This window comes from Polynucleobacter sp. MWH-Spelu-300-X4, assembly GCF_018687515.1.
Classification (GTDB): Bacteria; Pseudomonadota; Gammaproteobacteria; order Burkholderiales; family Burkholderiaceae; genus Polynucleobacter.
The window spans coordinates 556502-581084 of record NZ_CP061294.1 but is presented as its reverse complement, the minus strand read 5'-3'; the positions used below and the strand labels follow the sequence as shown (position 1 = coordinate 581084).

Annotated in this window: 28 protein-coding genes and 2 tRNA genes; 5 read left to right on the top strand and 25 right to left on the bottom strand. The window is 43.6% G+C overall.

The genetic code is table 11. The annotated features are described in order from the left end of the window. Positions 1-74 precede the first annotated feature (74 nt). From ICV01_RS03005 to uvrC, 4 genes are all read right to left on the bottom strand, one after another. Positions 75-148: transfer RNA gene (locus ICV01_RS03005), tRNA-Cys, on the bottom strand. 45 nt (positions 149-193) lie between these two features. After that, a tRNA-Gly gene (locus ICV01_RS03000) sits at positions 194-269 on the bottom strand. Positions 270-410: 141 nt separating this feature from the next. Beyond that, entirely contained in the window at positions 411-989 is a 579-nt protein-coding gene (pgsA, locus tag ICV01_RS02995) for a CDP-diacylglycerol--glycerol-3-phosphate 3-phosphatidyltransferase (RefSeq protein ID WP_215288481.1), read from the bottom strand. Between the two features lie 21 nt (positions 990-1010). Further along, positions 1011-2897, bottom strand: coding sequence for an excinuclease ABC subunit UvrC (gene uvrC, locus ICV01_RS02990; protein WP_215288479.1), 1887 nt, complete (start codon positions 2895-2897; stop codon positions 1011-1013). Between uvrC and ICV01_RS02985 the strand changes: the two genes are divergently transcribed. From ICV01_RS02985 to ICV01_RS02970, 4 genes are all read left to right on the top strand, one after another. After that, positions 2896-3993 (top strand): elongation factor P maturation arginine rhamnosyltransferase EarP, encoded by a 1098-nt coding sequence (locus tag ICV01_RS02985; RefSeq protein ID WP_215288478.1) that lies wholly within the window; start codon positions 2896-2898, stop codon positions 3991-3993. The two genes, uvrC and ICV01_RS02985, sit on opposite strands and share 2 nt — an antisense overlap. Next, positions 3990-4550 carry an elongation factor P gene (gene efp, locus ICV01_RS02980; protein ID WP_215288476.1) on the top strand — a complete coding sequence of 187 codons (561 nt, stop codon included), beginning with the start codon at positions 3990-3992 and terminating at the stop codon, positions 4548-4550. Before ICV01_RS02985 ends, efp begins: the two co-directional genes overlap by 4 nt. Positions 4551-4771: 221 nt before the next feature. Then, positions 4772-4996, top strand: coding sequence for a hypothetical protein (locus tag ICV01_RS02975; protein ID WP_215288474.1), 225 nt, complete (start codon positions 4772-4774; stop codon positions 4994-4996). A gap of 192 nt (positions 4997-5188) precedes the next feature. Next, positions 5189-5374: a hypothetical protein gene (locus ICV01_RS02970; RefSeq protein ID WP_215288472.1), complete on the top strand. Its 186-nt coding sequence runs from the start codon at positions 5189-5191 to the stop codon at positions 5372-5374. Positions 5375-5408: 34 nt separating this feature from the next. Here the strand turns inward: ICV01_RS02970 and ICV01_RS02965 are convergent, their stop codons facing one another. The 21 genes from ICV01_RS02965 to ICV01_RS02865 all read right to left on the bottom strand — a co-directional run bounded on the left by ICV01_RS02965 (position 5409) and on the right by ICV01_RS02865 (position 23952). Next, positions 5409-6401 (bottom strand): LLM class flavin-dependent oxidoreductase, encoded by a 993-nt coding sequence (locus tag ICV01_RS02965; protein WP_215288470.1) that lies wholly within the window; start codon positions 6399-6401, stop codon positions 5409-5411. 147 nt (positions 6402-6548) lie between these two features. Beyond that, entirely contained in the window at positions 6549-7139 is a 591-nt protein-coding gene (locus ICV01_RS02960; RefSeq protein WP_215288468.1) for a malonic semialdehyde reductase, read from the bottom strand. A gap of 36 nt (positions 7140-7175) precedes the next feature. After that, a complete protein-coding gene (locus tag ICV01_RS02955) occupies positions 7176-7607 on the bottom strand; it encodes a MarR family winged helix-turn-helix transcriptional regulator (RefSeq protein WP_215288466.1) in 432 nt (143 codons plus the stop codon). A gap of 104 nt (positions 7608-7711) precedes the next feature. Continuing rightward, positions 7712-8467 (bottom strand): transporter, encoded by a 756-nt coding sequence (locus ICV01_RS02950; RefSeq protein ID WP_215288464.1) that lies wholly within the window; start codon positions 8465-8467, stop codon positions 7712-7714. Positions 8468-8488: 21 nt separating this feature from the next. Next, positions 8489-9595 carry a beta-N-acetylhexosaminidase gene (gene nagZ, locus ICV01_RS02945; protein ID WP_215288462.1) on the bottom strand — a complete coding sequence of 369 codons (1107 nt, stop codon included), beginning with the start codon at positions 9593-9595 and terminating at the stop codon, positions 8489-8491. 2 nt (positions 9596-9597) lie between these two features. Continuing rightward, the gene (acpS, locus tag ICV01_RS02940; protein WP_215288460.1) at positions 9598-10035 is read right to left on the bottom strand and encodes a holo-ACP synthase; all 438 of its coding nucleotides are present in this window, start codon (positions 10033-10035) and stop codon (positions 9598-9600) included. A 16-nt stretch (positions 10036-10051) separates the two neighbouring features. Continuing rightward, positions 10052-10819: a pyridoxine 5'-phosphate synthase gene (gene pdxJ / locus ICV01_RS02935; RefSeq protein ID WP_215288458.1), complete on the bottom strand. Its 768-nt coding sequence runs from the start codon at positions 10817-10819 to the stop codon at positions 10052-10054. Between the two features lie 39 nt (positions 10820-10858). Next, positions 10859-11581, bottom strand: coding sequence for a DNA repair protein RecO (recO, locus tag ICV01_RS02930; protein WP_371817468.1), 723 nt, complete (start codon positions 11579-11581; stop codon positions 10859-10861). Between the two features lie 11 nt (positions 11582-11592). After that, complete coding sequence (gene era, locus ICV01_RS02925; RefSeq protein WP_215288456.1) at positions 11593-12498, bottom strand: GTPase Era; 906 nt, start codon at positions 12496-12498, stop codon at positions 11593-11595. 14 nt (positions 12499-12512) lie between these two features. Continuing rightward, positions 12513-13319, bottom strand: coding sequence for a ribonuclease III (gene rnc / locus ICV01_RS02920; RefSeq protein WP_215289094.1), 807 nt, complete (start codon positions 13317-13319; stop codon positions 12513-12515). A gap of 20 nt (positions 13320-13339) precedes the next feature. Then, positions 13340-14146, bottom strand: a complete 807-nt coding sequence (gene lepB, locus ICV01_RS02915) for a signal peptidase I (RefSeq protein ID WP_215288454.1) — start codon at positions 14144-14146, stop codon at positions 13340-13342. Further along, positions 14146-15954: a translation elongation factor 4 gene (gene lepA / locus ICV01_RS02910; protein WP_215288453.1), complete on the bottom strand. Its 1809-nt coding sequence runs from the start codon at positions 15952-15954 to the stop codon at positions 14146-14148. The genes lepB and lepA overlap by 1 nt, the downstream gene beginning before the upstream one ends. A 149-nt stretch (positions 15955-16103) precedes the next feature. Next, the gene (locus ICV01_RS02905) at positions 16104-17480 is read right to left on the bottom strand and encodes a DegQ family serine endoprotease (RefSeq protein ID WP_251369402.1); all 1377 of its coding nucleotides are present in this window, start codon (positions 17478-17480) and stop codon (positions 16104-16106) included. Positions 17481-17766: 286 nt separating this feature from the next. Then, positions 17767-19002, bottom strand: a complete 1236-nt coding sequence (gene fabF, locus ICV01_RS02900; protein ID WP_371817474.1) for a beta-ketoacyl-ACP synthase II — start codon at positions 19000-19002, stop codon at positions 17767-17769. Between the two features lie 15 nt (positions 19003-19017). Further along, positions 19018-19254, bottom strand: coding sequence for an acyl carrier protein (gene acpP, locus ICV01_RS02895; protein WP_089515466.1), 237 nt, complete (start codon positions 19252-19254; stop codon positions 19018-19020). 64 nt (positions 19255-19318) lie between these two features. Then, positions 19319-20059: a 3-oxoacyl-ACP reductase FabG gene (fabG, locus tag ICV01_RS02890; RefSeq protein WP_215288443.1), complete on the bottom strand. Its 741-nt coding sequence runs from the start codon at positions 20057-20059 to the stop codon at positions 19319-19321. 17 nt (positions 20060-20076) lie between these two features. Next, positions 20077-21015, bottom strand: a complete 939-nt coding sequence (gene fabD, locus ICV01_RS02885) for an ACP S-malonyltransferase (RefSeq protein ID WP_215288441.1) — start codon at positions 21013-21015, stop codon at positions 20077-20079. Between the two features lie 25 nt (positions 21016-21040). Continuing rightward, positions 21041-22030, bottom strand: coding sequence for a beta-ketoacyl-ACP synthase III (locus tag ICV01_RS02880; RefSeq protein ID WP_215288439.1), 990 nt, complete (start codon positions 22028-22030; stop codon positions 21041-21043). Then, positions 22027-23067, bottom strand: coding sequence for a phosphate acyltransferase PlsX (gene plsX, locus ICV01_RS02875; RefSeq protein ID WP_215288437.1), 1041 nt, complete (start codon positions 23065-23067; stop codon positions 22027-22029). Before plsX ends, ICV01_RS02880 begins: the two co-directional genes overlap by 4 nt. A gap of 66 nt (positions 23068-23133) precedes the next feature. Then, on the bottom strand, positions 23134-23313 hold the full coding sequence (gene rpmF, locus ICV01_RS02870) for a 50S ribosomal protein L32 (RefSeq protein WP_215288431.1): 180 nt from the start codon (positions 23311-23313) through the stop codon (positions 23134-23136). A 39-nt stretch (positions 23314-23352) separates the two neighbouring features. Then, positions 23353-23952: a YceD family protein gene (locus ICV01_RS02865; protein ID WP_215288426.1), complete on the bottom strand. Its 600-nt coding sequence runs from the start codon at positions 23950-23952 to the stop codon at positions 23353-23355. 13 nt (positions 23953-23965) lie between these two features. On the opposite strand from ICV01_RS02865, the gene ICV01_RS02860 reads away from it, so the two are divergent. Beyond that, positions 23966-24583 (top strand): Maf family nucleotide pyrophosphatase, encoded by a 618-nt coding sequence (locus tag ICV01_RS02860; protein WP_215288424.1) that lies wholly within the window; start codon positions 23966-23968, stop codon positions 24581-24583.

The window sequence follows — 24583 nt, the reverse complement described above, 5'->3', positions numbered from 1 at the left end:
TCATGCCAAGAATGAGCGTGACCAATCGCCAAACTGATTATTTGGTAAAAATTTATTTAAAATCAATTATTTATTGGAGGCGGAACCCAGAATCGAACTGGGGTACACGGCTTTGCAGGCCGCTGCATAACCACTCTGCCATCCCGCCAGGGAGGAATTAAAAAGGGAAGCTTTTTAAGCTTCCCTCGTAATTTGGAGCGGGATAAGAGGCTCGAACTCTCGACCTATACCTTGGCAAGGTATCGCTCTACCAACTGAGCTAATCCCGCATAACAACAAGACCGATACTTTAACATATTTTTGGACTATGTCAAATAGCCAATGCAATCAGTGATTTACCCCAAAGCTGCTTGGATTAGCTTAAAAACATCATGATTAAGCGATTTTCCAGGCTTTTTATGGCTTTTAGCTTATAAATCCGTTTTCGCTTTGATTAATGGCCAAGCTTTTTGCAAGTAATAGAACATCGACCAAACAGTTAAAACCGCTGCCACCCAAATTAATGGACGGCCTATGCTAGATGTGTGGAATAGATTAAAGAGCGTGTCGTCATAAAGTAGGAATGGGATGGCCACCATTTGAGCCGCCGTTTTTAATTTACCAACAAAGTGAACCGCCACACTTCTAGACGCACCGATCTGAGCCATCCACTCTCTTAAAGCAGAAATCGTAATCTCACGGCCAATAATGACCAAAGCCACCCAAGCTTCCACACGATCAAAATTAAGTAAGACCAATAGTGCAGCTGCCACCATGAGCTTGTCAGCCACCGGATCTAAGAAAGCACCAAATGCAGACACCTGCCCCCACTTGCGAGCTAAGTAGCCATCTAACCAATCTGTTACTGCCGCACCAATAAAGAAAATCGTAGCCCAAAGATTTTTCTCTGGAAACGTTAAATAGGCTTCCGGTAAATAGAAAATGCCCACCACCAAAGGAATGGTGGCTACTCGTAACCAAGTGAGAAAAATCGGTAAATTAAACGGCATGCGGCTAGGATAAAGGAATTTCTAGTGCAGCTGCTTATAAATTTGCTCAGCTAAAGCTTTAGAGATGCCCTCAACTTGCTGTAACTCTTCCACAGTTGCACCAATCACACCCCTTAAACCACCAAATCTGACGAGTAGTTTTTGGCGCCTCTTGGCACCAATACCTTCAATCTCTTCTAGGCGAGAAACATTTCTTGCCTTCTGCCGCTTCGCACGCATCCCCGTAATCGCAAACCGATGCGCCTCATCACGTATTTGCGCAGTGAGCAATAAAGCAGGACTCTCCAAACCCAATACCAAGGGCTCGCGTTGATCAGCAAAGATAAGTGTTTCTAAACCAACTTTTCTGCCCTCACCTTTGGCAATACCCACAATCAATGAAAGATCCATACCCAACTCATCAAAGACCTGTTTAGCCATCTCTACTTGACCACGCCCGCCATCGACCAGAACAATATGGGGCTGCTTCTCTGGTGGCAACTCTTGAAAGTTAGCGTATCTACGATGCAGCACCTGCCTCATCGCAGCATAATCATCGCCAGGAATAATGTCATTAATGTTGAAACGTCGATACTCTGCTGTTTGCATGTCATGCTTTTGATACACCACGCAAGACGCTTGCGTTGCTTCACCGGAGGTGTGACTGATATCAAAACATTCAATTCTTAAATCTTCGGCATTTTCAATATCCAAGCCCAAAGTCTCGATTAACGATCGAGTCCTAGCTTCTTGACCACCTGACTCACTTAAACGCTTAGTCAATGCAATCTCCGCATTACCTTGCGCCATCATCAACCAATGTTTTCTTTGTCCTTGAGGTTGTCTCAAAATTTGTACTTTTTTTGCTTTACCAACACTGGCTTTTTCGTTAAGGAGCATCTGCAACTCTTCATTCTCAGGCGTGTCTTTGAAGTCTTGAATCACCATGACTTTGGGGATTAAACGCAAGGACTCAGCATCATCACTTAAATAGTGTTGCGCAATGAATGCTTGCATGACCTCATCCGCATCAGGCATGACATCTTCTTTAAATCGGCCCATCTTTGGGAAATAAGCCTTATCCCCCAAATGGCGCCCACCACGCACCATTGCCAAATTAACACAAGCCAAACCACCCTTCATAGCAATAGCCAAAATATCGACATCACCTTCGCCATCAGCAACTGTATCCATGGATTGTTGCTGAAGAATGTTTGATAAATCGGCAATGCGATCTCGCATAGCTGCAGCTTGCTCAAACTCCATGCGCTCACTATGAATGAGCATTGCTTTTTCAAGATCAGCCATCACACTGGCATGATCCCCCTCCAAAAAACGAATCGCCTTATTAACATCATCGGCATAATCTTTTTCACTAATAAGACCAACGCAAGGTCCACTACAACGATAAATTTGGTTGAGCAGGCAAGGTCTAGTTCTGTTTTTAAAAACCGTATCTTCACAAGTTCTAATTTGAAATACTTTTTGCAATATTTGAATACTGTTTCTAACAGCCCAAGCATTAGGGAACGGTCCATAGTATTGATGACGTTTTTCAACTCGCCCACGGTAATAAGCTAAACGAGGATAGTCATGTCCAGAGATCATCACATACGGATATGACTTATCATCTCTAAATAGAATATTAAATGGTGGAGATAGCTCTTTAATGAGGTTGTTTTCTAGCAATAAAGCTTCCGTCTCAGTTCTTGTAACGGTGGTTTGCAATGTATGAATCTTGCTAACCATCCGTTCGATACGAGGTGAGCTTAGGTTGCGCTGGAAATAACTATTAACCCGCTTTTTAAGGTCTTTTGCTTTACCAACATATAAGATTTGCCCCGCTTCATCAAAGAAGCGGTAAACCCCTGGTAAACCAGGTAGTTTTTTTACATCATCCAAAAGGATTGCTGAAGCGTTATTCGACATGCGTTGGGATATTTTCTGTCAAATCGTAGATAACTATGGCGACGCTGGCGTTTGTTGGCGCCTGGCCAGAAGTTTGTCTCAGATGTCTATACATGGTGATGATATCCGCATTCGTTTATTTTGCGATGATTTAAAGGTATTAGACCAAATTGCCCATGGCAACGCCACTCGCTTTGGTGCCAGCCTGGGCATCGAAGTATTACCTTGGCATGATGCCACCAAGATAGACGTGATTGAGAATCCTAATACTGTTGCGGATGTGGTCATCGAGGCCTTTGCCTGCACGATTCCCAAAGAATATATCGATGCCATGGCACTCTCGGTTAAAAAACCACTATGGATCAATCTGGAATATCTCACGGCTGAATCGTGGGCTGATGGGATGCACCTGCTACCCTCCCCCCAAAATAACGGCCTCAATAAATATTTTTACTTCCCAGGGTTTACCAATAAAACTGGTGGAGTTACTTTGGGCGACTGGGATGAAGTAGTGTGTCGTGGAGATATTCCAGAAAGTTTGGCATCCAGCTGGAATTTATGTCGCTCTCATTCAAAAAGAATATCCATCTTTAACTATCGACACGCACCCCTTGAAGCTTGGTTACTTTCTTTAGATCAAGCCGCTCATAGTGCTGGCGACTACGTTGATGTTTTAGTTTGTGCCAGCCAAAATATTTCTAGAGGATTTTTTGATCACGCATTCAAAAACATTCGTTTAATTCAATTACCTTTTGTGCCTCAAGAAGATTACGACTGGCTAGTCGCTCACTGCGACTTCAATCTGGTCAGAGGAGAAGATTCTTTTGTCAGGGCTCAATGGGCAGGCAAGCCTTTTTTGTGGGATATTTACCCACAGGAAGATTTAGCCCACGAAATCAAACTGGAGGCCTTTTTAAAGCTTTATTTTGAAGATGCTTCGAGTGCATTAAGCACCATAGCCATACCCGCCATGAAATGGGCCTCCCCAGAGACCTGGTGGCCCCTTTTGGACACTTGGACCAACCACTCTAAAGCCTGGGCAGCAAAGTTAAGAGCCTTGGGGCCATTAGAGGGTAAAATACTAGACTTTGTGAAATCTCAGGAAATATCGCGATGAAAATTGCTCAAGAACTCCGCGTAGGTAACGTTGTTATGCTCAATGGTCAGCCATTGGTAATCCAAAAAACTGAATACAGCCGTTCAGGCCGTAATGCTGCAGTTGTCAAGATGAAGTTCAAGAACCTCATCACTGAAGCACCTAACGAAGGCATCTTCAAAGCTGACGACAAATTCGAAGTTGTGATTTTGGAACGTAAAGAATGTACTTATTCTTACTTCGCAGATCCAATGTATGCATTCATGGATACTGAATACAACCAGTATGAAGTTGAAAAAGACAATATGGGTGATGCACTGCACTATCTAGAAGATGGCATGCCTGTTGAAGTAGTTTTCTATGAAGGTAAAGCTCTTTCAGTAGAACTACCAACGATTGTTGTTCGTGAAATTACTTATACAGAACCTGCTGTGAAAGGCGACACCAGCTCAGGCCGCGTATTAAAGAACGCCAAGATTGCTACAGGCTACGAGCTACAGGTGCCTTTATTCTGTAACGAAGGCGACAAGATTGAAATCGATACACGTACGGGCGAATATCGTAGCCGTGCCAACTAATGGATCTCATGCATCAATTGCATGATTCATTTTTATAAAACCACCTTTCGAGGTGGTTTTTTTACCCCCACAAAGTAGTCACAAAAAAGTCACAATAGACACCATTGCTCAAAGCATTCAGCAACCTGCTTAGTTTTTAAGCAAACAACCTAGCCTATTGGATTAAGTAGGTTTATGATTGTTTCGGTAGGAGTTATAAACATTTTCTGTGGATAACTATCATGAGCTATAAAACACCCCCCAAACATTTGTATGTTGAGTACATGTATGGTTTTCTGTTTCATTACACAGATCAACCACTTTTCCCAACAACGCCTTCCTATACTCTTGTAAAAGTTATCAAAGAAACAGAAAAAACCTGGGAAGCGCTCTATAAAAATATTGATGACGAAAAAGCAACATTTGTTTTTGACGGCACCATTAAATTAAAAAAACATACCTCATGATCCCATGGTGACAACAGTCACCACGATTGGATTTTTACCCTAAAAATCAAATAGATAAGATCACTCATGTGAGGAGGCGTCGTTTTATCTCAAAATTTGTAAGAAATACAACAGCTAGGGTAATAGTAAACACCTATAACTAAATGTAGTGGTTAGATTACACTTAGCTCACCTTATTGCACCAACAAATATATGAAAAAAATAGTCGACGTTTATAAGAAAAAGGATCGGGCACTGGTTTGGACCTATGTCATTTCCCTAGATAGAAAACAGCTTCCCTCCGGTATTGCCAGTTTTGAAACAGAAGCCCTTCGTTTATCCCTGCTCGATCAGCATGGCACACCAGAAACATTGATGGCAAAAGTTCGCCTAAATTAACTAGCTAATTTAGGCACTTTCTTCAGCACTTCTTTTACAAAGACTGCATCGCCTTCGCAGCTAGCTCAAAGGATTTGAGACGCTTTTGATGATTGTGTATCTGCCCTGCCAAAATCAACTCATCGGCTTGCGTTCTATTTAAGATTTCTCTCAGACCATTCTTAATGGTTTCAAAAGATCCCACCACAGAACAAGATAGCGATTGCATCACGGATGCTTTTTCATGAGGCAACCAAAATGCTTCAATATCATCAATAGGTGCTGGCAACTGTCCTCTGGTATTACGGCGCATACGCACGAAGTTTTGCTGCAGACTTGTAAATAGATATTGCGCCTCTTCATCTGTCTCAGCGGCAATGACATTCACACCCACCATAGCATGAGATTTTTGAGATTGCTTAGATGCTTTAAACATTTGCCTATAAGTTGCTAGCGCATCAAGCAAATAATCCGGCGCGAAATGAGAAGCAAAGGCATAAGGTAAACCTAAGTGAGCTGCCAATTGAGCGCCATATAAACTAGAACCCAAAATCCATAAAGGAACATGCGAGCCAATGCCTGGGATAGCTTTTACTGCTTGATTAGGGTGCAAATCTTCAAAGTAATACTGCAACTCTTGTACATCTTCTGCAAAGCCATCATCACTCCCCATTAAATCTCGTCGTAAAGCTCTCGCCGTCATTTGATCCGTACCTGGTGCACGCCCTAAACCCAAATCAATACGCCCAGGAAATAAAGCATCCAAAGTACCAAACTGTTCCGCAATGACTAGTGGCGCATGATTAGGCAACATAATGCCGCCCGCTCCAACCCGAATTGTCTTAGTTCCAGCAGCCACATGGCCAATCACCACAGACGTGGCAGCACTAGCGTTACCTGTCATGTTGTGATGCTCAGCTAACCAATACCGGGTGTAACCCCAAGCCTCTGCGTGCTGTGCCAAATCACGCGAATGAGATAGCGCATCAGTCGCTGTCATCCCTTCAGGAATTGGCGATAAATCAAGTATGGAATATGGCACGCTCATCAGTATTTACCTTTTAATTCTTTCTGTTTTTTCTGTTTTGTTTTCTGTTTTTTATTTCTATGTTCTTATATTCTTGTTTTTAACTACCCCAAAAGCAATAAAGCCATATGTAACCATATAGCTTTATTGTTGATGTGGGGTTGATAATTAAAGAATCTTTACAGCATCTTTAAAATTCAAACGTGGATTACGTGGATAAACGCCTGCAGGATCAGCCACACCAATATTTAACAAGAAGTTAGCTTTGCAATCACCCTCTGGGAAGAAAGCGGCATTCACGGCATCCGCATCAAAACCAGACATCGCACCACAATCAAAACCTAAAGCACGCACAGCAGTAATCAAATAACCGCCTTGCATCGAGCTGTTACGGAAAGCTGCCTGCTCAGTCAAAGTAGGATTGTTCTCAAAAATTGGTTTTGCATCATATACAGGGAACTGTACTGGTAAATGATTAAAGAACTTGGTGTCATAAGCAACGATTACCGTCACAGCTGCACTCTCCACTTGGGACACATTACCTGGCATCAAGGTTGGCAATAATTTAGCTTTGGCCTCTGCGCTACGGACAAACACTAAACGAGCCGGTTGTGCATTAAAAGCCGTTGGAGCCCATTTAAATAAGTCGTAAATTTCTTTGATTTGCACATCAGTCAAATCACTCTTTTTGAAAGCATGGGCGCTGTGTGCCTCATAGAAAATTTGATCTAAAGCTGCTTTGTTTAACGATGTTGTCATATATACCCTGATAGTTGTATGGTGTTAAAAATATGATTAATTTTCAGACTGCTTCTCGAATGCTTCTCGAAGCATTTTTAAAGAATGGTTCATTTGAGTTAAGTCTTTAGGGCTTAGCTGATTAAAAATCTCTCCGAGATATTTCACATGCTCGGGGAAAATCTTCTCAAATAATTTTTGACCTTTGGTTGTTAGCCCAATCTTTTGGCTTCTAGCATCTTCAGCGTTAACAACACGAGTAATCAGTTGTTTCGCTTCCAATCGATCTAAAACACCAGTCAAAGTTCCTTTTGTAACCAAAGTCTTATCACCCAATTCTTTACAAGTCATAGGAGGCTGATTACCTAAAGTGGCCAATACGTCAAACTGGGTCACAGTTAAACCCATTGAACGCACATGGGCTGATGAATAGTGCTCAAAAGCCTGTGTCGCTCTAACTAGTTCTTTGAGGGATGCTAAAAAATCCATGGTGCTAATCTGATTCTTTGTGTAGTAAGGAATATTCTAATTATAGTACTAATTAGAACAATATGCTCGAGGGCGATTTCCCTTTATTTAAGGTGCTTAAGGATTTATTTAAAACGCCAAGTAACCCCGACACCAATCTGACGATCCACCTCAGTATGATTCAGGGCTTTTTTGTAACCAATATCCATATCAGCATCATCATCCAAATGATAAATAACACCAAAAACAATAGCTTCAGGGGATTTTTCAGACTTCAGAGCGTGCGATTGCTTTCCGACGTCCACCAAAACAGTCCATTGCTTATTGATGGCATACAAAGTAGCCAATGAAGTTTTATTGACATATTCCCGCTGCAAAGCTGCTCGGGTTGGGTCGGAGAAACGATGACGCTCAGAGCCTAAATTAAATAACCAAGTAAAACTACCCAACTCATATTGGGTGACGAATGTCAATGCAGCACCTGATTTGCCATCCCCCAACTCTTTTTGCTGATCCCCAGAAGCTAACCTTAGCTCAGGTCTAATACCCATAAAAAAGTTATCTGCCTCAAAGAATCGCCACTTAAAGCCAAGATCAATATCGTCGACACCACTGGGGCTAGATAAAGTGGCTGGGGTATTGATGTACACATCTAAATCTTCAGCCACCCCCCTCATTAAAGTCAGACTACCAACACGACTTTTCGTTCGACCGTCTTTCAACCAGTCTGTGTTCAATTCAATTTGATTAACACCGACTCCCAATGTGCCAATATCTTCACTAATGAGCGGGTGCTCAGCATATGCAACTTGAATAAAATTGCCACTTAAAAAAGTTATGAAAGCCACAAAGACCATCAAAGTAGTAGTTTTCTTGAGCACGATACAAGTTCCCAATTTTATTTAGGCCGCAATCAAGCCTAATTGTTTTAATTGCTGCTTCGCTTTTTGATAATCAGGGCTTTCTTGAAGATCATGCCAAGCCATCGCTCGAGAGCTTGGCATTAATTTTTCCAATCTAGCTCGCGATGTTTTAAAAGCTTTTTCATCGTATTTAAGATGCTTTAATAACTCATCAGCCAAATCGGGGCGATTACAAATCAACACCTGATCGCAACCAGCCTTCAAAGCCATCTCCGCACCCTTTACGACGCTACCAGCAACAGACGCACCTTCCATCGACAAGTCATCACTAAAAATCACACCCGTGAATTTCATTTGCTTACGCAAAATATCTTGCAACCAGATCTTTGAAAAACCAGCTGGATTTTTATCAACCTTCGAATAAATTACATGGGCCGGCATAACAGATGCCAAACCCAACCCTAACCACTGGTATGGTTGCGCATCATCATTCAAAATAGATTTCAGAGGCCTTTCATCCACGGGAATAGCGACATGAGAATCAGCTTCGGCCCAACCGTGCCCAGGGAAGTGTTTGCCGCAATTAGCCATCCCAGCCAAAAGCAAGCCATGATTCAAACTTTTAGCAAGTGCATAAGCGATTTGAGGGTCTCTATGGAAAGAACGATCCCCAATGACAGCACTTCTTCCAAAATCCAAATCTAATACAGGCGTAAAACTAAAATCAACGCCACAAGCTCTTAATTCAGAAGCCAAAATAAAACCAACCGCTGTTGCAGCATCCATAGCTGTAATGGCATGCGAAGCATCTGGTCTCTTCCCATGGTTACTCCAAATATCTCCCAAACGCTTCATGGCGGGCAGATGCGTAAAACCATCTGTTCTGCAACGCTGCACACGCCCACCTTCATGATCAATACTAATCATGACATCTGATCGGACTGCTTTGATGGCTTTGGTTAATGCCGTTAGCTGTTTTCTATCTTGGTAATTACGCCCAAATAAAATCACACCGCCAGTTTTAGGGTGAGCAATACGTCTTACGTCATCCTTATCTAAAGTCTTCCCCACCACATCAAGAACAATAGGTCCCGCAAGGAATTTATCTTTTTCTTTAGATTTTTTTGATTGATTTAATTTGGTCATTTTTAATTACCCATATCTTTAATATCTAATACACCACTCACTACTGGGGTGCCATAAGTCACCACAACAAAAGCAATGGCCATATCCACTTCATCACTGATGCTCACTTGAGCAAAAAATTTCTTTTCTTCCATAAATGTCTGTAACTTACCAGAACACTTCACCACCGGCTTACCACTAGGGTCGTTTAAGGTTTGCATAGCTCGCCAACTCATCGGCATTCTCATACCTAGACCAATTGCCTTAGAAAACGCCTCTTTAGCGGCAAAACGTGTTGCCAAATAGGCCATTCCTCTTGATTCATTTCTGGCCAGACGAGCCTGAAAGACCTTCATTTCGTCCACACCCAAGATTCTTTCAGCAAGGCGACCATTTGTACGCGCGTAACTCGCTTTTAAGCGATCTATCTTGAGTATGTCGGTACCAATGCCAGCAATCATCTTGATCTCTATGAGGTTAATTATTCGCGTTTTTTAAAGCCTGCTGTCGAGCTTCCAACATCAGAGCCCTCATGTCTTGTATAGCAGACTGCCACCCCTTAAATAGAGCTTCTGCAACAATCGCATGACCAATATTTAATTCAGCAATTTCTAAAATGCTCGCAATAGGCGCCACATTACCCTCATGTAAACCATGACCAGCATTAACTTTCAAGCCAATACTTTTGCCATATCGCGCAGCTTGCTGAATACGTACCAACTCTTGCTGCTTTTCTTTGCCTGATGTATCAGCATATTTACCGGTGTGCAACTCAATAACTTGTGCGCCAGTTTCGCCAGCTTTTGCAATCTGAGCCTCATCTGGGTCAATAAAGATAGACACCGTTATGCCGTGGTGAATTAATTGAGAAACAGCTTTTTTTATTACTTCAAAATGACCAATGACATCTAAACCACCTTCCGTGGTAACTTCCTGCCGCTTCTCAGGCACTAAACAAACATCATGGGGTTTTACTTGACAAGCAATATCGATCATCTCTTGAGTAACAGCACACTCCAAGTTCATACGTGTCTTAATTAAAGGGCGCATACGAATCAAATCATCATCTTTAATATGGCGACGATCTTCACGCAAATGCAAGGTAATTAAATCTGCACCATAAATTTCCGCTAGCTCAGCTGCCTTAATAGGATCTGGATAAACCGTACCACGTGCGTTTCTCAGCGTTGCCACATGGTCAATATTGATACCTAGATCGATAATATTTTTGGGCTGGAGTGACATGATGAATAGTTATGTGTAGTTATTTATAGTTATTGGCAATTATATTTTTTTAAGATCAATGAGGATTTGACGAGTTGTCATCGCCTGATCTTGTAAATGTAAACCCAATAAAAATCGAATCAAAGTTTTACTTTGACTCAAGGTTTCCGGGTCAGAATAATCTTTGGCGCTCATGAGGCTTAAATGTTTACCGGTCATCACCGGCCAATGCCCCGGATCATCTGCCTGCAATTTTCTAAGACCCCGCTCTGGTTGATAAACATAATGCTCATCTTCCTCCGGAGACTGATTGGTATCAGCACAACGGTCCAATGCAGCAGCAAAACCTGTTTCCTTTAATAAAGCCAACTCAAATGGTCGCAAGATAGGCTCCAACTCTTTGGGGTCTTGGCCTAATTGATGAACAGTAGCCGCATACTCATCATAAAGATCCTCATGCGAGTCTTCTCTAGCAGTAAATTTAACCAACAACTCATTTAAATAAAAACCGCAAAGCAATGCATCCCCTACCAACGGCGGCACACCACCCAACCATTCGGCCTTAGTCATGGTTCTCAGTTCGCTCTTACCACTCCAAGAAACTGCTAATGGCTGAAATCTTTGTAAAACAGGTCTTAGAACGGAGTGTGGTCGCTTAGCCCCCTTGGCAATCAAAGCCATACGTCCATAAGAACGTGTGAACACGTCCAAAATTAAACTGGTTTCTTTATAAGGAATGCTGTGGAGCACAAAGGCTGGCTCGTCGGAAACACGGGTCGCCATGATGTCTTGTATTACTCCAACCCTTGCTCACGCAAAATAACGCGGTCATCAGCCCAACCGCTCTTAACCTTGACCCAAGTCTCAAGAAACACTTTGCCATCAAAAAGTTTTTCCATATCTTGGCGCGCTTCAGTTGAAATGCGCTTTAACTTAGCGCCCTTCTCACCAATCACCATCGCTTTATGGCTTTCTCGATCCACAAGAATTGTGGCGGCGATACGGCGCATCTTGCCATCCATCTTAAATTGCTCAATGATGACCGCGCTTGAATATGGTAATTCATCACCTGTATAACGGAACACTTTTTCACGAAGAATTTCCGCAGCCAAAAATTTTTCGCTACGATCCGTCAACATCTCGGAGTCATAAATTGCTTCTTGCTCTGGCAAATACGGCTCCAAGAAAGTCAAAAGACGCTTCACATCATCTTGACTCTTTGCTGTCATGGGAATAATTTCAGAGAAATCAAATTTCTCACTCATTTCACGCATGAAGGTAAATAATTTTTGATCTCTATCTTCAGGCGCATCAGCACGAGAAGCAAATACATCTAATTTATTTGCCAACAACACCACAGGCACATCTTTTGGCAATAGCTCCAACACCTCTTGATCAGCCTTACTCCAGTAACCCGATTCAACTACGAAGCAAATCACATCCACATCAGCCATCGTCGTTTTAACTGTGCGATTCATCATCTTATTCATCGCATTGCTATATTTAGTCTGAAAACCTGGCGTATCTACCAAAATAAATTGCGCAGTATCGGTTGTCTGCACCCCCAAAATACGATGGCGAGTCGTCTGCGCTTTGCGAGATGTGATGCTAACTTTTTGGCCCACCAAGGCATTAAGAAGCGTTGACTTCCCCACATTGGGACGACCTACTAAAGCAACAGTTCCACAACGAAATGTCATATCAAATATCTCTCTTATTCCGCTGACTTTAACTTCAAGTTCAGTTGATCATCATTTGGATTAGTCGGCGTCACTACAGATGCTTTTTTCTTGGTAGCTTTTGTCTTTTTAGGCTTTCTACCAGTTTGAGAAACTGCTTTATGCGCAGCTTCTAAAGCCAATTTAGCCGCCGATTGCTCAGCAGCTCGTCGTGAATTACCCTGCCCATTCACAGTGATAGTCAAACTTGGGATGGAGCACTCCACTTCAAATTGTTGGTTATGCGCTACACCTGTGGTCGCCACAACGTTATAAATCGGCAAAGGCAACTGGTGCCCCTGTAAATACTCTTGCAATAAGGTTTTATCGTCTTTACCCAAAGTTCTTGGATCAACATGTTCCAAAATTTGAGAGTACCATTTACGTAAAACTTTTCTTGAGGCATCAAACCCAGAATCCAAGAAAATAGCGCCGACAATTGCTTCGAAAGTATCAGCCAAGATAGATGGTCGCTTAAACCCACCGCTCTTAAGCTCCCCCTCACCCAAACGCAAACAATCCGAAAGCTGCAAAGCTTGTGCGATCTCATAAAGGGCTTGTTGCTTCACTAAATTGGCGCGTACACGAGATAGATCACCTTCATCCAAATCGCTGTAACGCTCATAGAGCATTTCTGCAACCGTGCAATTTAATACAGAGTCCCCTAGAAATTCTAGGCGCTCATTATTTTTTTTACTATGACTGCGATGAGTTAACGCCTGTTGGAGTAACTCTGTTTTTTGAAATGTATAGCCCAAGCGCTCTTGAAGCAACTTGATATCGACAGACAATTTTGATGTCATATCTGATTTAGCTGGCTTATTCACTCAAATCGTCCAATACGTTTTAAATCAGTTAAGTTCATCCAAACAAAAAACGCCTTACCGACCAAATTACCTTCTGGAACAAAACCCCAGTATCTTGAGTCAGCAGAGTTATCCCGGTTATCCCCCATCACAAAATAATGGCCTGGAGGTACTTTACAAGTCACACCAGCAGAGCTGTAGTGACAATTTTCAAAAAACGGAAAACGATCTTGCGTATAAATACCACCAGAGCGTTCTGGATGATTCAAAATATTATGCGCATACCCGCCCAACTCTTTAGGATAAGTTTCGCGATATAACTTGGCGTAATTCATGCCTTCTGGATCCAAATAATCAGGTTGCGCTTGGTAATCAAATGGCTGCCCATTCACAGTCAAGCGCTTATCCTGATAAGAAACCATATCCCCAGGCAAACCCACCACACGTTTAATGTAATCTACAGATTCATCTTGCGGATAACGGAAAACAACTACGTCACCATGCTTAGGTGAATTGATATCTATGATTTTTTTATTGATTACAGGCAAACGAATACCGTAGGTGTATTTATTCACCAAAATAAAATCTCCAATCATCAAGGATGGGATCATAGAACCCGATGGGATCTTAAATGGCTCAAACAAAAAAGAACGTAGGAAGAAGACAGCGCAAATAACCGGGAAAAAACTAGCCGTGTATTCAAGCCATAAAGGCATGCGATCAATACCAGCTAACCTTCTTTTAGGCGCGAAAAATAATTTATCAGCAACCCAAGCAACCCCAGTTACAACAAGCAGAATGAATAGAATTAAAGCGAAATTCATTACTTATCCTCCACCTGCAAAATTGCCAAGAAGGCTTCTTGCGGAATCTCAACGCTACCCACTTGCTTCATGCGGCGCTTACCCTCTTTTTGCTTCTCTAAAAGCTTTTTCTTACGCGTGATATCGCCACCGTAACATTTGGCCAAAACGTTTTTACGCAGAGCTTTGACGTTTTCACGAGCAATGATGCCACTTCCAATTGCCGCCTGAATCGCCACATCGAACATTTGGCGGGGAATAATCTCGCGCATCTTAGCCACCACTTCACGGCCACGATACTGGCTATTACTACGGTGAACAATGATGGATAGAGCATCCACTTTTTCACTATTGATCAAAATATCAACCTTCACAACATCAGAGGCTCGATATTCCTTGAACTCATAATCCATCGAAGCATAGCCTCGAGAAATTGATTTCAAACGATCAAAGAAATCCAAAACAATTTCAGCCATAGGCATTTCATAGGTTAACTTCACCTGTCTGCCAACGTACTGCATATCCATCTGAATACCGCGCTTGCCAGTACACAAAGTAATGACTGAACCAACATATTCTTGCGGCATGAATAAATTCACGACCACAATCGGCTCCATAATCATTTCAATACGGCTTGGGTCAGGCATTTTGGATGGGTTATCCACCACAATCTTTGAGCCGTCTTTTAATTCAACCTCGTAGACCACGGTTGGAGCTGTTGTAATCAACTCCATATCGAATTCACGCTCTAGACGCTCCTGCACAATTTCCATGTGCAACAAACCCAAGAAACCGCAGCGGAAACCAAAACCTAAGGCTTGAGATACCTCAGGCTCATACATCAAGGCAGCATCGTTTAATTTGAGCTTTTCTAAAGACTCTCGCAAGGCATCGTATTGATTAGATTCCACAGGATACAAACCGGCAAACACCTGTGGCTGTACTTCTTTAAAGCCCGGCAACGGTTCACTGGATGGCGTCTTGTTCTGCTGACCTGGCGCATGCGTAACCGTATCACCTACTTTGGCGGCTTTTAATTCTTTAATACCCGCAATCACAAAACCTACTTGCCCAGCAGATAGTTCTGATCGATCAATCGACTTCGGCGTAAACACACCCACATGCTCAACTAAATGCTGCGTGCCGGAGGCCATTAATAAAACTTTTTCTTTTGGTTTTAAGGTGCCATTAATCACACGCACCAACATCACCACACCCACATAGTTGTCAAACCATGAGTCAACAATCAATGCTTGCAATGGCGCACTTGCATCACCCTTAGGTGGCGGAACTTTTTTAATTAAGTCCTCTAAAACGTCTTGAACGCCCATACCCGTTTTAGCTGAACAAGCAACTGCGTCAGTGGCATCAATACCAATGACGTCTTCAATCTCTTGCTTAGCTCGATCAGGATCTGCTTGAGGTAAATCGATTTTGTTCAGAACAGGCACTACTTCAACACCTAACTCAATGGCTGTATAGCAATTGGCCACGGTTTGAGCCTCAACACCTTGGCTGGCGTCCACCACCAATAAAGCCCCCTCACAAGCAGATAAAGAACGGCTAACTTCATAAGAGAAGTCGACGTGCCCTGGGGTATCAATCAGGTTAAGGTTATAAATCTTGCCATCGCGTGCTTTGTAGTTCAGAGCAGCCGTTTGGGCCTTAATCGTAATGCCCCGCTCTTTCTCAATGTCCATAGAATCAAGGACTTGCGCTTCCATTTCGCGGTCTGAAAGACCGCCACAAAGCTGGATGATTCGGTCTGCCAATGTCGACTTTCCGTGGTCGATATGGGCAATAATAGAAAAATTACGTATGTGATCCATGAATTCCTTAAAACGGCTTGCCACAATGCAACACCATATTGCACTGCAATAAGACGCCTCTTTCCTCTATTGTAGACGGAATGGGAGATTTCTCCCCCATTTCCTACGACTTCATTTTTTTACTGAATATTGATGGCTTTTTGGCCAAATTATGATGCTGGCTTAACGGGCACAACCAAAGTTGTATCGTTTCTGCGCAAGAAAACAGCGACTGCTTTATTTTTTGGGATTGCCTTAATCGTCGCTTCGAATTGTTTCGCATTTGTAATATCCACATCACCCACACGAACAATCACATCACCTATGCGCGCACCTACACGCGCAAGAGGACCATCACCCAAACTTTGGATTTCCACGCCAGCCTTAATAGCTAGTTCGCGGCGCTTAGCGTCTCCGATATCAGCCACAGTCACACCAAAACTATTGCTAGCAGCACTACCGCTATCAGCATCTGTTTTCTTCGCGGCTGTTTTTTCACTTGGTTCTAAATCAACGACCGTGATCATCAAATCTTTTTGAGCGCCTTTGCGCCACACTTGAATAGGCGCTTTCGTGCCAGGACGTGTATCACCGACAATACGAGGCAAATCAGATGATTTATCAATCGCACGATCATTGAAAGTCAAGATGACATCACCAGCTTCCAAGCCAGCTTTTTCAGCGGGAGCGCCCGACTCCACATTACGAACCAAAGCGCCTCTAGCTTTACTCAAACCCAAACTTTCAGCCAACTCTTTGCTTACCTCGGCAATCGCAACACCAATGCGACCGCGGCTCACCTTACCGCTCGCCTTTAATTGATTGGATACACGCATCGCCTCATCCATCGGAATAGCGAATGAAATACCCATGTAACCGCCAGACCTAGAGAAGATTTGGGAATTAATGCCGATAACTTCACCACGTGTATTGATTAATGGTCCACCTGAGTTACCTGGGTTTACAGCCACATCTGTCTGAATAAATGGCAAATAATCGCCTGTATCACGACTTTTAGCTGAAACAATACCAGCAGTCACCGTATTTTCTAAACCAAATGGTGAACCAATAGCCAACACCCACTCCCCCACACGCACACGAGAAGAATCGCCCACCGTTAAACGTGGCAATCCGGTTGCTTCAATTTTGACCAAAGCCACATCAGTGCGCTTATCCGCGCCAATCAGTTTGGCTTTAAATTCGCGCTTATCAGTCAAAGTGACATAAATGGTATCGGCACCATCCACGACGTGCGCGTTTGTCAAAATGTAACCACTGCTCTCAATAATGAAACCAGAACCAACACCCCGATTTAGCTCTTCTTGAGGAGCTTTTTTATTAGGTGCCGGTTGCTGCTTGGAGTTAGGGGCCGGCAAACCAAAGAATCTTCTAAAAAACTCCGCTTGATCATCATCCAAACCTGGAAGACCTGGGAATCCTTGTTGAGCTTGGCGTACCACCACTTTTTCAGTCGTTCTGATATTAACAACTGCTGGGCTCGCTTTTTCCACCAAATCAGCAAAATCCGGATAACCTCTTGTCACCATAGGCGCCGCTGGTGCTGCAGATGTTATTGGCGATGCTGTTGATGGTGTTGGCGTGGCCGTTGATTGAGCGTAAACATACCCGCCCAAGGCAAGGCTAACTAAAACAGAACGATGTAGGAGAGTGATTATTTTTTTCTTCATAAACGATACTTTAGAACATTCAGCCAATATTTACCTAAGGCCCGATACACCTGCCAAATATATGGTTTTTTACAGCCATTTTTCAAGTGTTTCAGAAAAAATAAAGGCCTCATCAGAGGCCTTTATTAAGTCATATTCACAACATTTAGATTTTGCGGAAAACAATCGTGCCGTTTGTACCGCCGAATCCAAAGTTATTTTTAACCGCCACTTCAATTTTCAAATCTCGAGCCGTATTAGCGCAATAATCTAAATCACACTCTGGATCTTGATTGAAAATATTGATGGTTGGTGGAGATTTTTGATGATGCAAAGCAAGCACAGTAAATACAGACTCCAAACCACCTGCACCGCCTAGTAGGTGACCAGTCATAGACTTGGTTGAATTCACAACCACACCCTTAGCAGCAGCGCCTAACGCAGCTTTAAGAGCTTCCGTCTCATTCTTATCACCCAACGGTGTAGAAGTGCCATGCGCATTCACATAGTGCACCTGATCTGGGTTAACACCGGCGTCTTTTAATGCATTCACCATGCAACGACGTGGGCCATCCATATTAGGGGCAGTCATGTGATAAGCATCACCACTCATACCAAACCCTGCTAACTCGGCATAGATCTTGGCGCCACGAGCTTTTGCATGCTCATACTCTTCCAAAACCATGACACCAGAACCCTCACCAAGAACAAAACCATCACGGTCTTTATCCCATGGTCTAGATGCTGTAGCAGGATCATCATTACGTGTTGATAAAGCACGTGCCGCAGCAAAACCACCTACTCCCAATGGAGAAATAGTTGATTCAGCACCACCAGCAATCATCACATCTGCATCGCCATATTGAATTAAGCGAGCAGCCAAACCTAAACTATGCAAACCTGTTGTACAAGCTGTCACAGCAGCAAGGTTAGGGCCTTTTAGATTGAGATTGATACTCAAATGTCCAGAGATCATATTAATGATCGAACCAGGCACAAAGAATGGTGAAATACGACGCGCGCCACGATTGGTGTATTCAGTATGAGTTTCCTCGATCAGCGGTAAACCACCGATACCGGAACCAACCAAAACACCAACTCTTTCAGAATTCTCATCTGTAACTGTTAAGCCAGAATCTTTGAAAGCCTGCATACCGGCAGCGATACCATAATGAATAAATGTATCCATATGACGAGCTTCTTTAGCAGGAATGTAATCCTCGATATTGAAGCCCTTCACCTCTCCGGCAAAGTGCACAGGAAGATTGGAATGATCAAATTTAGTGATGGTGGCAATACCGCTGCGACCAGCCAATAAATTATTCCAAGCGTCACCGACGGTATTACCAACAGGTGATACCAAGCCTAGTCCGGTAATAACAACCCGGCGCTGTCCCTTCAACTGGCTCACAGCTAATTAGCCTTGTTTGGACTTGGCGAAATCGATAGCCAATTGCACTGTTGTGATTTTTTCAGCTTCTTCATCAGGAATTTCGATGCCGAATTCATCTTCCAATGCCATGACCAACTCAACTGTGTCTAGAGAATCTGCGCCCAAGTCATTAACGAAAGAAGATTCATTCTTAATTTCAGCTTCGTCTTTGCCTAATTGCTCGGCTACGATTTTCTTAACGCGTTGTTCGATGTTATCCATGTAATCCCTCCAGGGGTTGTTGTAAAAATGTTGAGAAAAGATTTTATCAGCTTATTGGGCCAATTTAGTTCAAATAAAGTCCACCGTTCACATGAAGTGTCGTTCCAGTGATGTAACTAGCCCCTGGAGACGCCAAAAAGGCTACCGCGTTGGCGATATCTTCGGGAGTTCCAAGACGTTGCAAGGGAATGTTCACTTTTAATGAATTTTGTTGTTCTTCTGAAAGCGCTTTAGTCATATCCGTATCAATAAAACCAGGCGCTACACAGTTAACCGTAATATTACGGCTTCCGATCTCTCGTGCCAAGGCACGCGTCATACCAGCCACACCTGCTTTAGCTGCCGCATAGTTCGCCTGTCCTGGATTACCGCTACTACCCACCACAGAAGTAATATTAATGATACGACCACCTTTAGCCTTCATCATTGGGCGCAAAACACCTCTAGCCAAACGGAAAACCGCACTTAAATTGGTGTCGATAACAGAGGTCCACTCCTCGTCCTTCATACGCATAGCCAAGTTATCTTGAGTAATACCGGCGTTATTCACCAAAATATTTAAAGCGCCACGCTCTTTAACAATGCTATCAATCAAAGCCTCACAAGCGGCTGGATCATTCACGTTCAATACCGCACCCGCACCGCCAGTTGGCTTTAATGCTACGTCAATATCTTTAGCGCCAGACTCACTAGTTGCCGTACCAATTACAACGGCACCCTGCTTAGCTAATTCCATGGCAATCGCACGCCCAATACCCCTTGAGGCGCCCGTTACTAAAGCAATTTGTCCTGTCAATGTACTCACAAGCTCTCCTAAAACTTTTAAGCTTTTAATACGGCCATTACTTCAGCCAATGTTGCTGGATCATAAACAGCTAAACCATTTAGATCCCCATTAATTCGTTTCGTCATACCAGCCAAAACTTTACCTGGCCCACACTCCACCACATGCGTCACACCTTGCGCTGCCATAGCTTGAATGGTTTCCACCCAACGCACAGGAGCTGCGGCCTGCCTAACCAATGCGTTCTTTATGCTCGCTGGGTCTTTCAAGACGCTGACATCAACGTTATTAATCACATCAATGCGCGGAGCATTAAATGTTTTATCAGCCAAATAAGTCTCTAGCTTTTCTGAAGCTGGCTTTAATAATGATGAATGGAAAGGCGCCGATACTGGTAAAGGTAAAGCACGCTTAGCGCCAGCAGCCTTTGCCAACTCGCAAGCTTTTTCCACACCAGCCTTAGAGCCCGCAATCACCACTTGAGCCGGCGCATTAAAGTTGACAGCTTCAACCACTTCATTAGTAGCGGCTTGCGCATCAGCACAAGCTTTACGCACGGCATCATCATCCAAACCTAAAATGGCTGCCATGCCACCCGTACCAACAGGTACAGCATCTTGCATCGCTTGCGCACGAAAACGCACCATAGGCACCGCATCTTTAAATGCAGTCACGCCAGAAGCTACTAACGCGCCGTATTCACCCAAACTATGACCGGCCATAACAGATGCCTCAGGACCACCTGCAGCAATCCATGCGCGGTAACAGGCTACACCAGCAGTCAACATAACTGGCTGTGTATTAGTTGTTAAGGAAAGCGCCTCCGCAGGGCCTTCAGCAATTAACTTAGCAACATCTTCACCCAATGCCTCAGAAGCTTCATCCAATGTTCTCTTTACTTCAGCGTTATCACCCCAAGCATTCAACATGCCCACCGCTTGCGAGCCTTGACCTGGAAATACAAAAGCAAATTTCATGAAGTTTTTCCTATTATTTTTCTATTTAATATTTAACGAGTGCTGCCGCCCAAGTAAATCCACCACCCACACCTTCCATTAAAAGATGCTGGCCACGCTTAATTTGCCCGGCACGTACAGCCGTATCCAAAGCTAGCGGGATAGAAGCTGCTGATGTATTGCCATGATCTTGAACAGTCACCACCACATGATCGCGACTCACGCCTAATTTCTTAGCTGTACCTTCCATGATGCGGATATTTGCTTGATGAGGAATCAACCAATCAATATCAGCAGCTGTGAGATTAGCTTTTGCCAAAACTTCACTAGCCACTTGCTCTAAAACTTTTACAGCCAATTTAAAAACGGCTTGGCCATCCATCTCCAAGAAAGCGGAGCCCTGCAAGGCGCCGTTATCAGTTCTTCCTGGGACACATAAAATATCTCGATGACTACCATCGGCATGCATAGCTGTCGCCAAAATGCCCGGCTCATCACTCGCACCTAAAACAACAGCACCAGCACCATCACCAAATAGAACACATGTGCCACGATCTTTGAAGTTCAAAATGCGTGAGAAAGTTTCCGCACCTACTACTAAAACTTTTTGATACATACCGCTGCGAATAAAGTTATCCGCAACCGCTAAAGAGTAAGCAAAACCTGAGCAAACTGCTTGCACATCAAAAGCAGCGCAGCCATTAGTTATTCCCAATTTATCTTGCAATACACAGGCTGTGCTTGGGAAACCACCTAAATTATCAGGCGTTGAAGTCGCCAAAATAATCAGATCAATATCACTCGCTTGTATACCCGCAGCTTCAATCGCTTTTTGAGAAGCATGTAAAGCCAAGTCACTGGTTAACTCATGATCAGCAGCAAAATGACGCGCGCTAATCCCACTCCTTGAAAAAATCCATTCATCACTAGTCTCAATACCGTCTTTAGCTAATAAAGCAGTCATGTCAGCATTAGTGACCTTGTTGGCAGGTAAGTAACTACCTGTTCCTAAAATTCTGGCGTATTGCTGGGTCATACGTTTCCTTGACCTTCTTCTTGGGCGGCAGCTTGAGTTACCTTAAAGGCTTCAGCAACCTTACCTACCATATTATTTTTAGCGCCCTCATAAGCTCGCGTGAGAGCTGTTACAAACGCTTTGCTATCTGCAGAGCCATGGCTCTTCAATACCAAACCACGCAAACCCAACAAAACGGCGCCGTTGTAATTGCGATGATCGACGCGCTTCTTAAAACGCATTAAAACAGGCATCGCAGCTAAAGCCATTAACTTAGATAACCAGTTACGGCTGAATTCTTCTTTAATTAATCCAGAAATCATTTGCGCTAAACCTTCCGTGGTCTTTAGCGCTACATTTCCCACAAAACCATCACAAACAACAATATCTGTTGTTCCTTTGAAAATATCATTGCCCTCTACATTACCGTAGAAATTTAAATGACTGGCGCGCAACAACTCAGCAGCTTCTTTCACCACTTCATTGCCTTTAATAACCTCTTCGCCAATATTTAATAAGCCAATCGTAGGGTTCTTAATACCGTCCACCGCACGAGCCATCACATCACCCATCTGCGCAAATTGCAACAAATGAACCGCCTGGCAATCAGAGTTGGCGCCTAAATCAAGCACGGTTGTACCGCGGCCGAATTGATTCGGCATGGCAGCAGCAATCGCTGGGCGATCAATACCATCCAATGTCTTCAAGATGTAACGAGAAATCGCCATTAAGGCGCCCGTGTTACCCGCGGAAACGGCGCCATCCGCCAAACCTTCTTTAACCTGCTCAATTGCCACGCGCATAGAAGAATCTTTTTTCTTACGCAAAGCAACCTCAATCGGGTCATCCATCTCCACAACTTCAGAAGCATGCACGACCGTAATCCTCTCCTTAATTTCAGGAGATACCTTAGCCAATGCCTTATTAATTAATTCGGCATTTCCGACGAGTCTTATTTTGAGATCTGGTAATCGAACCAGAAGATTTATGCTGGCGGGCACTGTGACCACTAGACCGTGGTCTCCACCCATTGCATCAACTGCTAGCGTGACGCTCATTAAGATTCTTACTTTAAGAAAAAAGCGGTCACTGAATGTACCGCTTTATCTTTTCCTTGTAGGGAATTAATCGTTCTTCGTCTTAACAACTTTACGACCACGGTAATAGCCATTTGGGCTTACGTGGTGACGTAAATGAGCCTCACCTGTTGTTGGCTCAACTGCCAATGAAGGTGCTGACAAAAAGTCGTGCGCTCTATGCATGCCACGCTTTGACGGTGATTTTTTATTCTGCTGAACAGCCATGTTTTTACTCCTAAACGAAGCCGAAATTCTAGCACAAACTCATTGTTTTTTCAGATTTTTCAGGACAGCGAAGGGGTTTGGCTTCTCAATTTTGATCTCATCAGCGCCTGATTTAAGGACTTTAGCGACTTTCTGAAGGTTTTCTGGGCGACACTCGCCCTGGGGGTGTCTGGCAGAAAGCGGCAAGGAAAGTAGTAGCTCCTCCTCAATGGTTTCAAGCAAATTGAAGGTCTCACTAGCCACCAAAGCGTCTTCAGCATCTTGATTTTCCTCATCAAAATCCCATTCCTCCGCCTCCATTTCCGTATCAAACAAGATGTAATCCCGATCAGAGTCAATCGACTCCAAATAGGGCTGGAAACACGCCTGACAGGTTAAGGGCAAGTCTACGGCCAAGCGTAAGTGCATGTATTGCATGGGAATTGACCCTAAACGCTCTTCAAACCACGTGCCAAGCTCCCAATGCACCTGAGAAGCCTCAAAACCACTATTAGGGGCGATTTCCTGCAACAATCTAGGGAAGTGAGATAAATCTAACACCCCTTGACCAACAAAGGTCAACCCTGATTTGAGATCAATAGATTGGAGATCACTGGGATTGTTCGGCAAAATGTGGGGTGTTGTATTTTTTGAATTCATACCGAAAGCATAAATGAGCGCAGTCCATCCTAGTCACAATTTATCTAAAAAAACCCCTCAACCCCTGATTTTGGCATCAACCTCCAAATACAGAAAAGAGCTTTTGGGACGCTTACGTATTGATTTTCAAACAATTTCCCCTGAAGTTGATGAAGCGCCGCTTAAAAATGAAACCCCAGAACAAATCGCCTTACGCCTAGCCAAGGCCAAAGCTTTAGCGATTGCCAAAAGCCACCCTGAAGCTTGGGTCATTGGATCGGACCAAGTGGTCGACCTTCATGGTGCCGCCATGGGTAAACCTGGCGACCACGATACCGCCATGGCTCAATTGCAGTTATTACGCGGTGAAACTGTTAAATTTCATACAGCTGTCTGTGTAGCCAAAGGCGAACAATCCAATACCCTGAATGTCATAACTGAAGTAACCTTCAGAACCTTGAAGGACTCTGTTTTAGAGGCGTATCTTTTAGCGGAAACTCCTTATGACTGTGCTGGTAGCGCTAAATCCGAAGGGCTTGGCATTTGTTTGCTAGAGCGAGTGCATAGCGACGACCCCACCGCTCTCATTGGGCTTCCTTTAATTGCTGTGTGCACACTCTTGCGAGAAGCCGGCTTCCAAATTCCAGGGTAA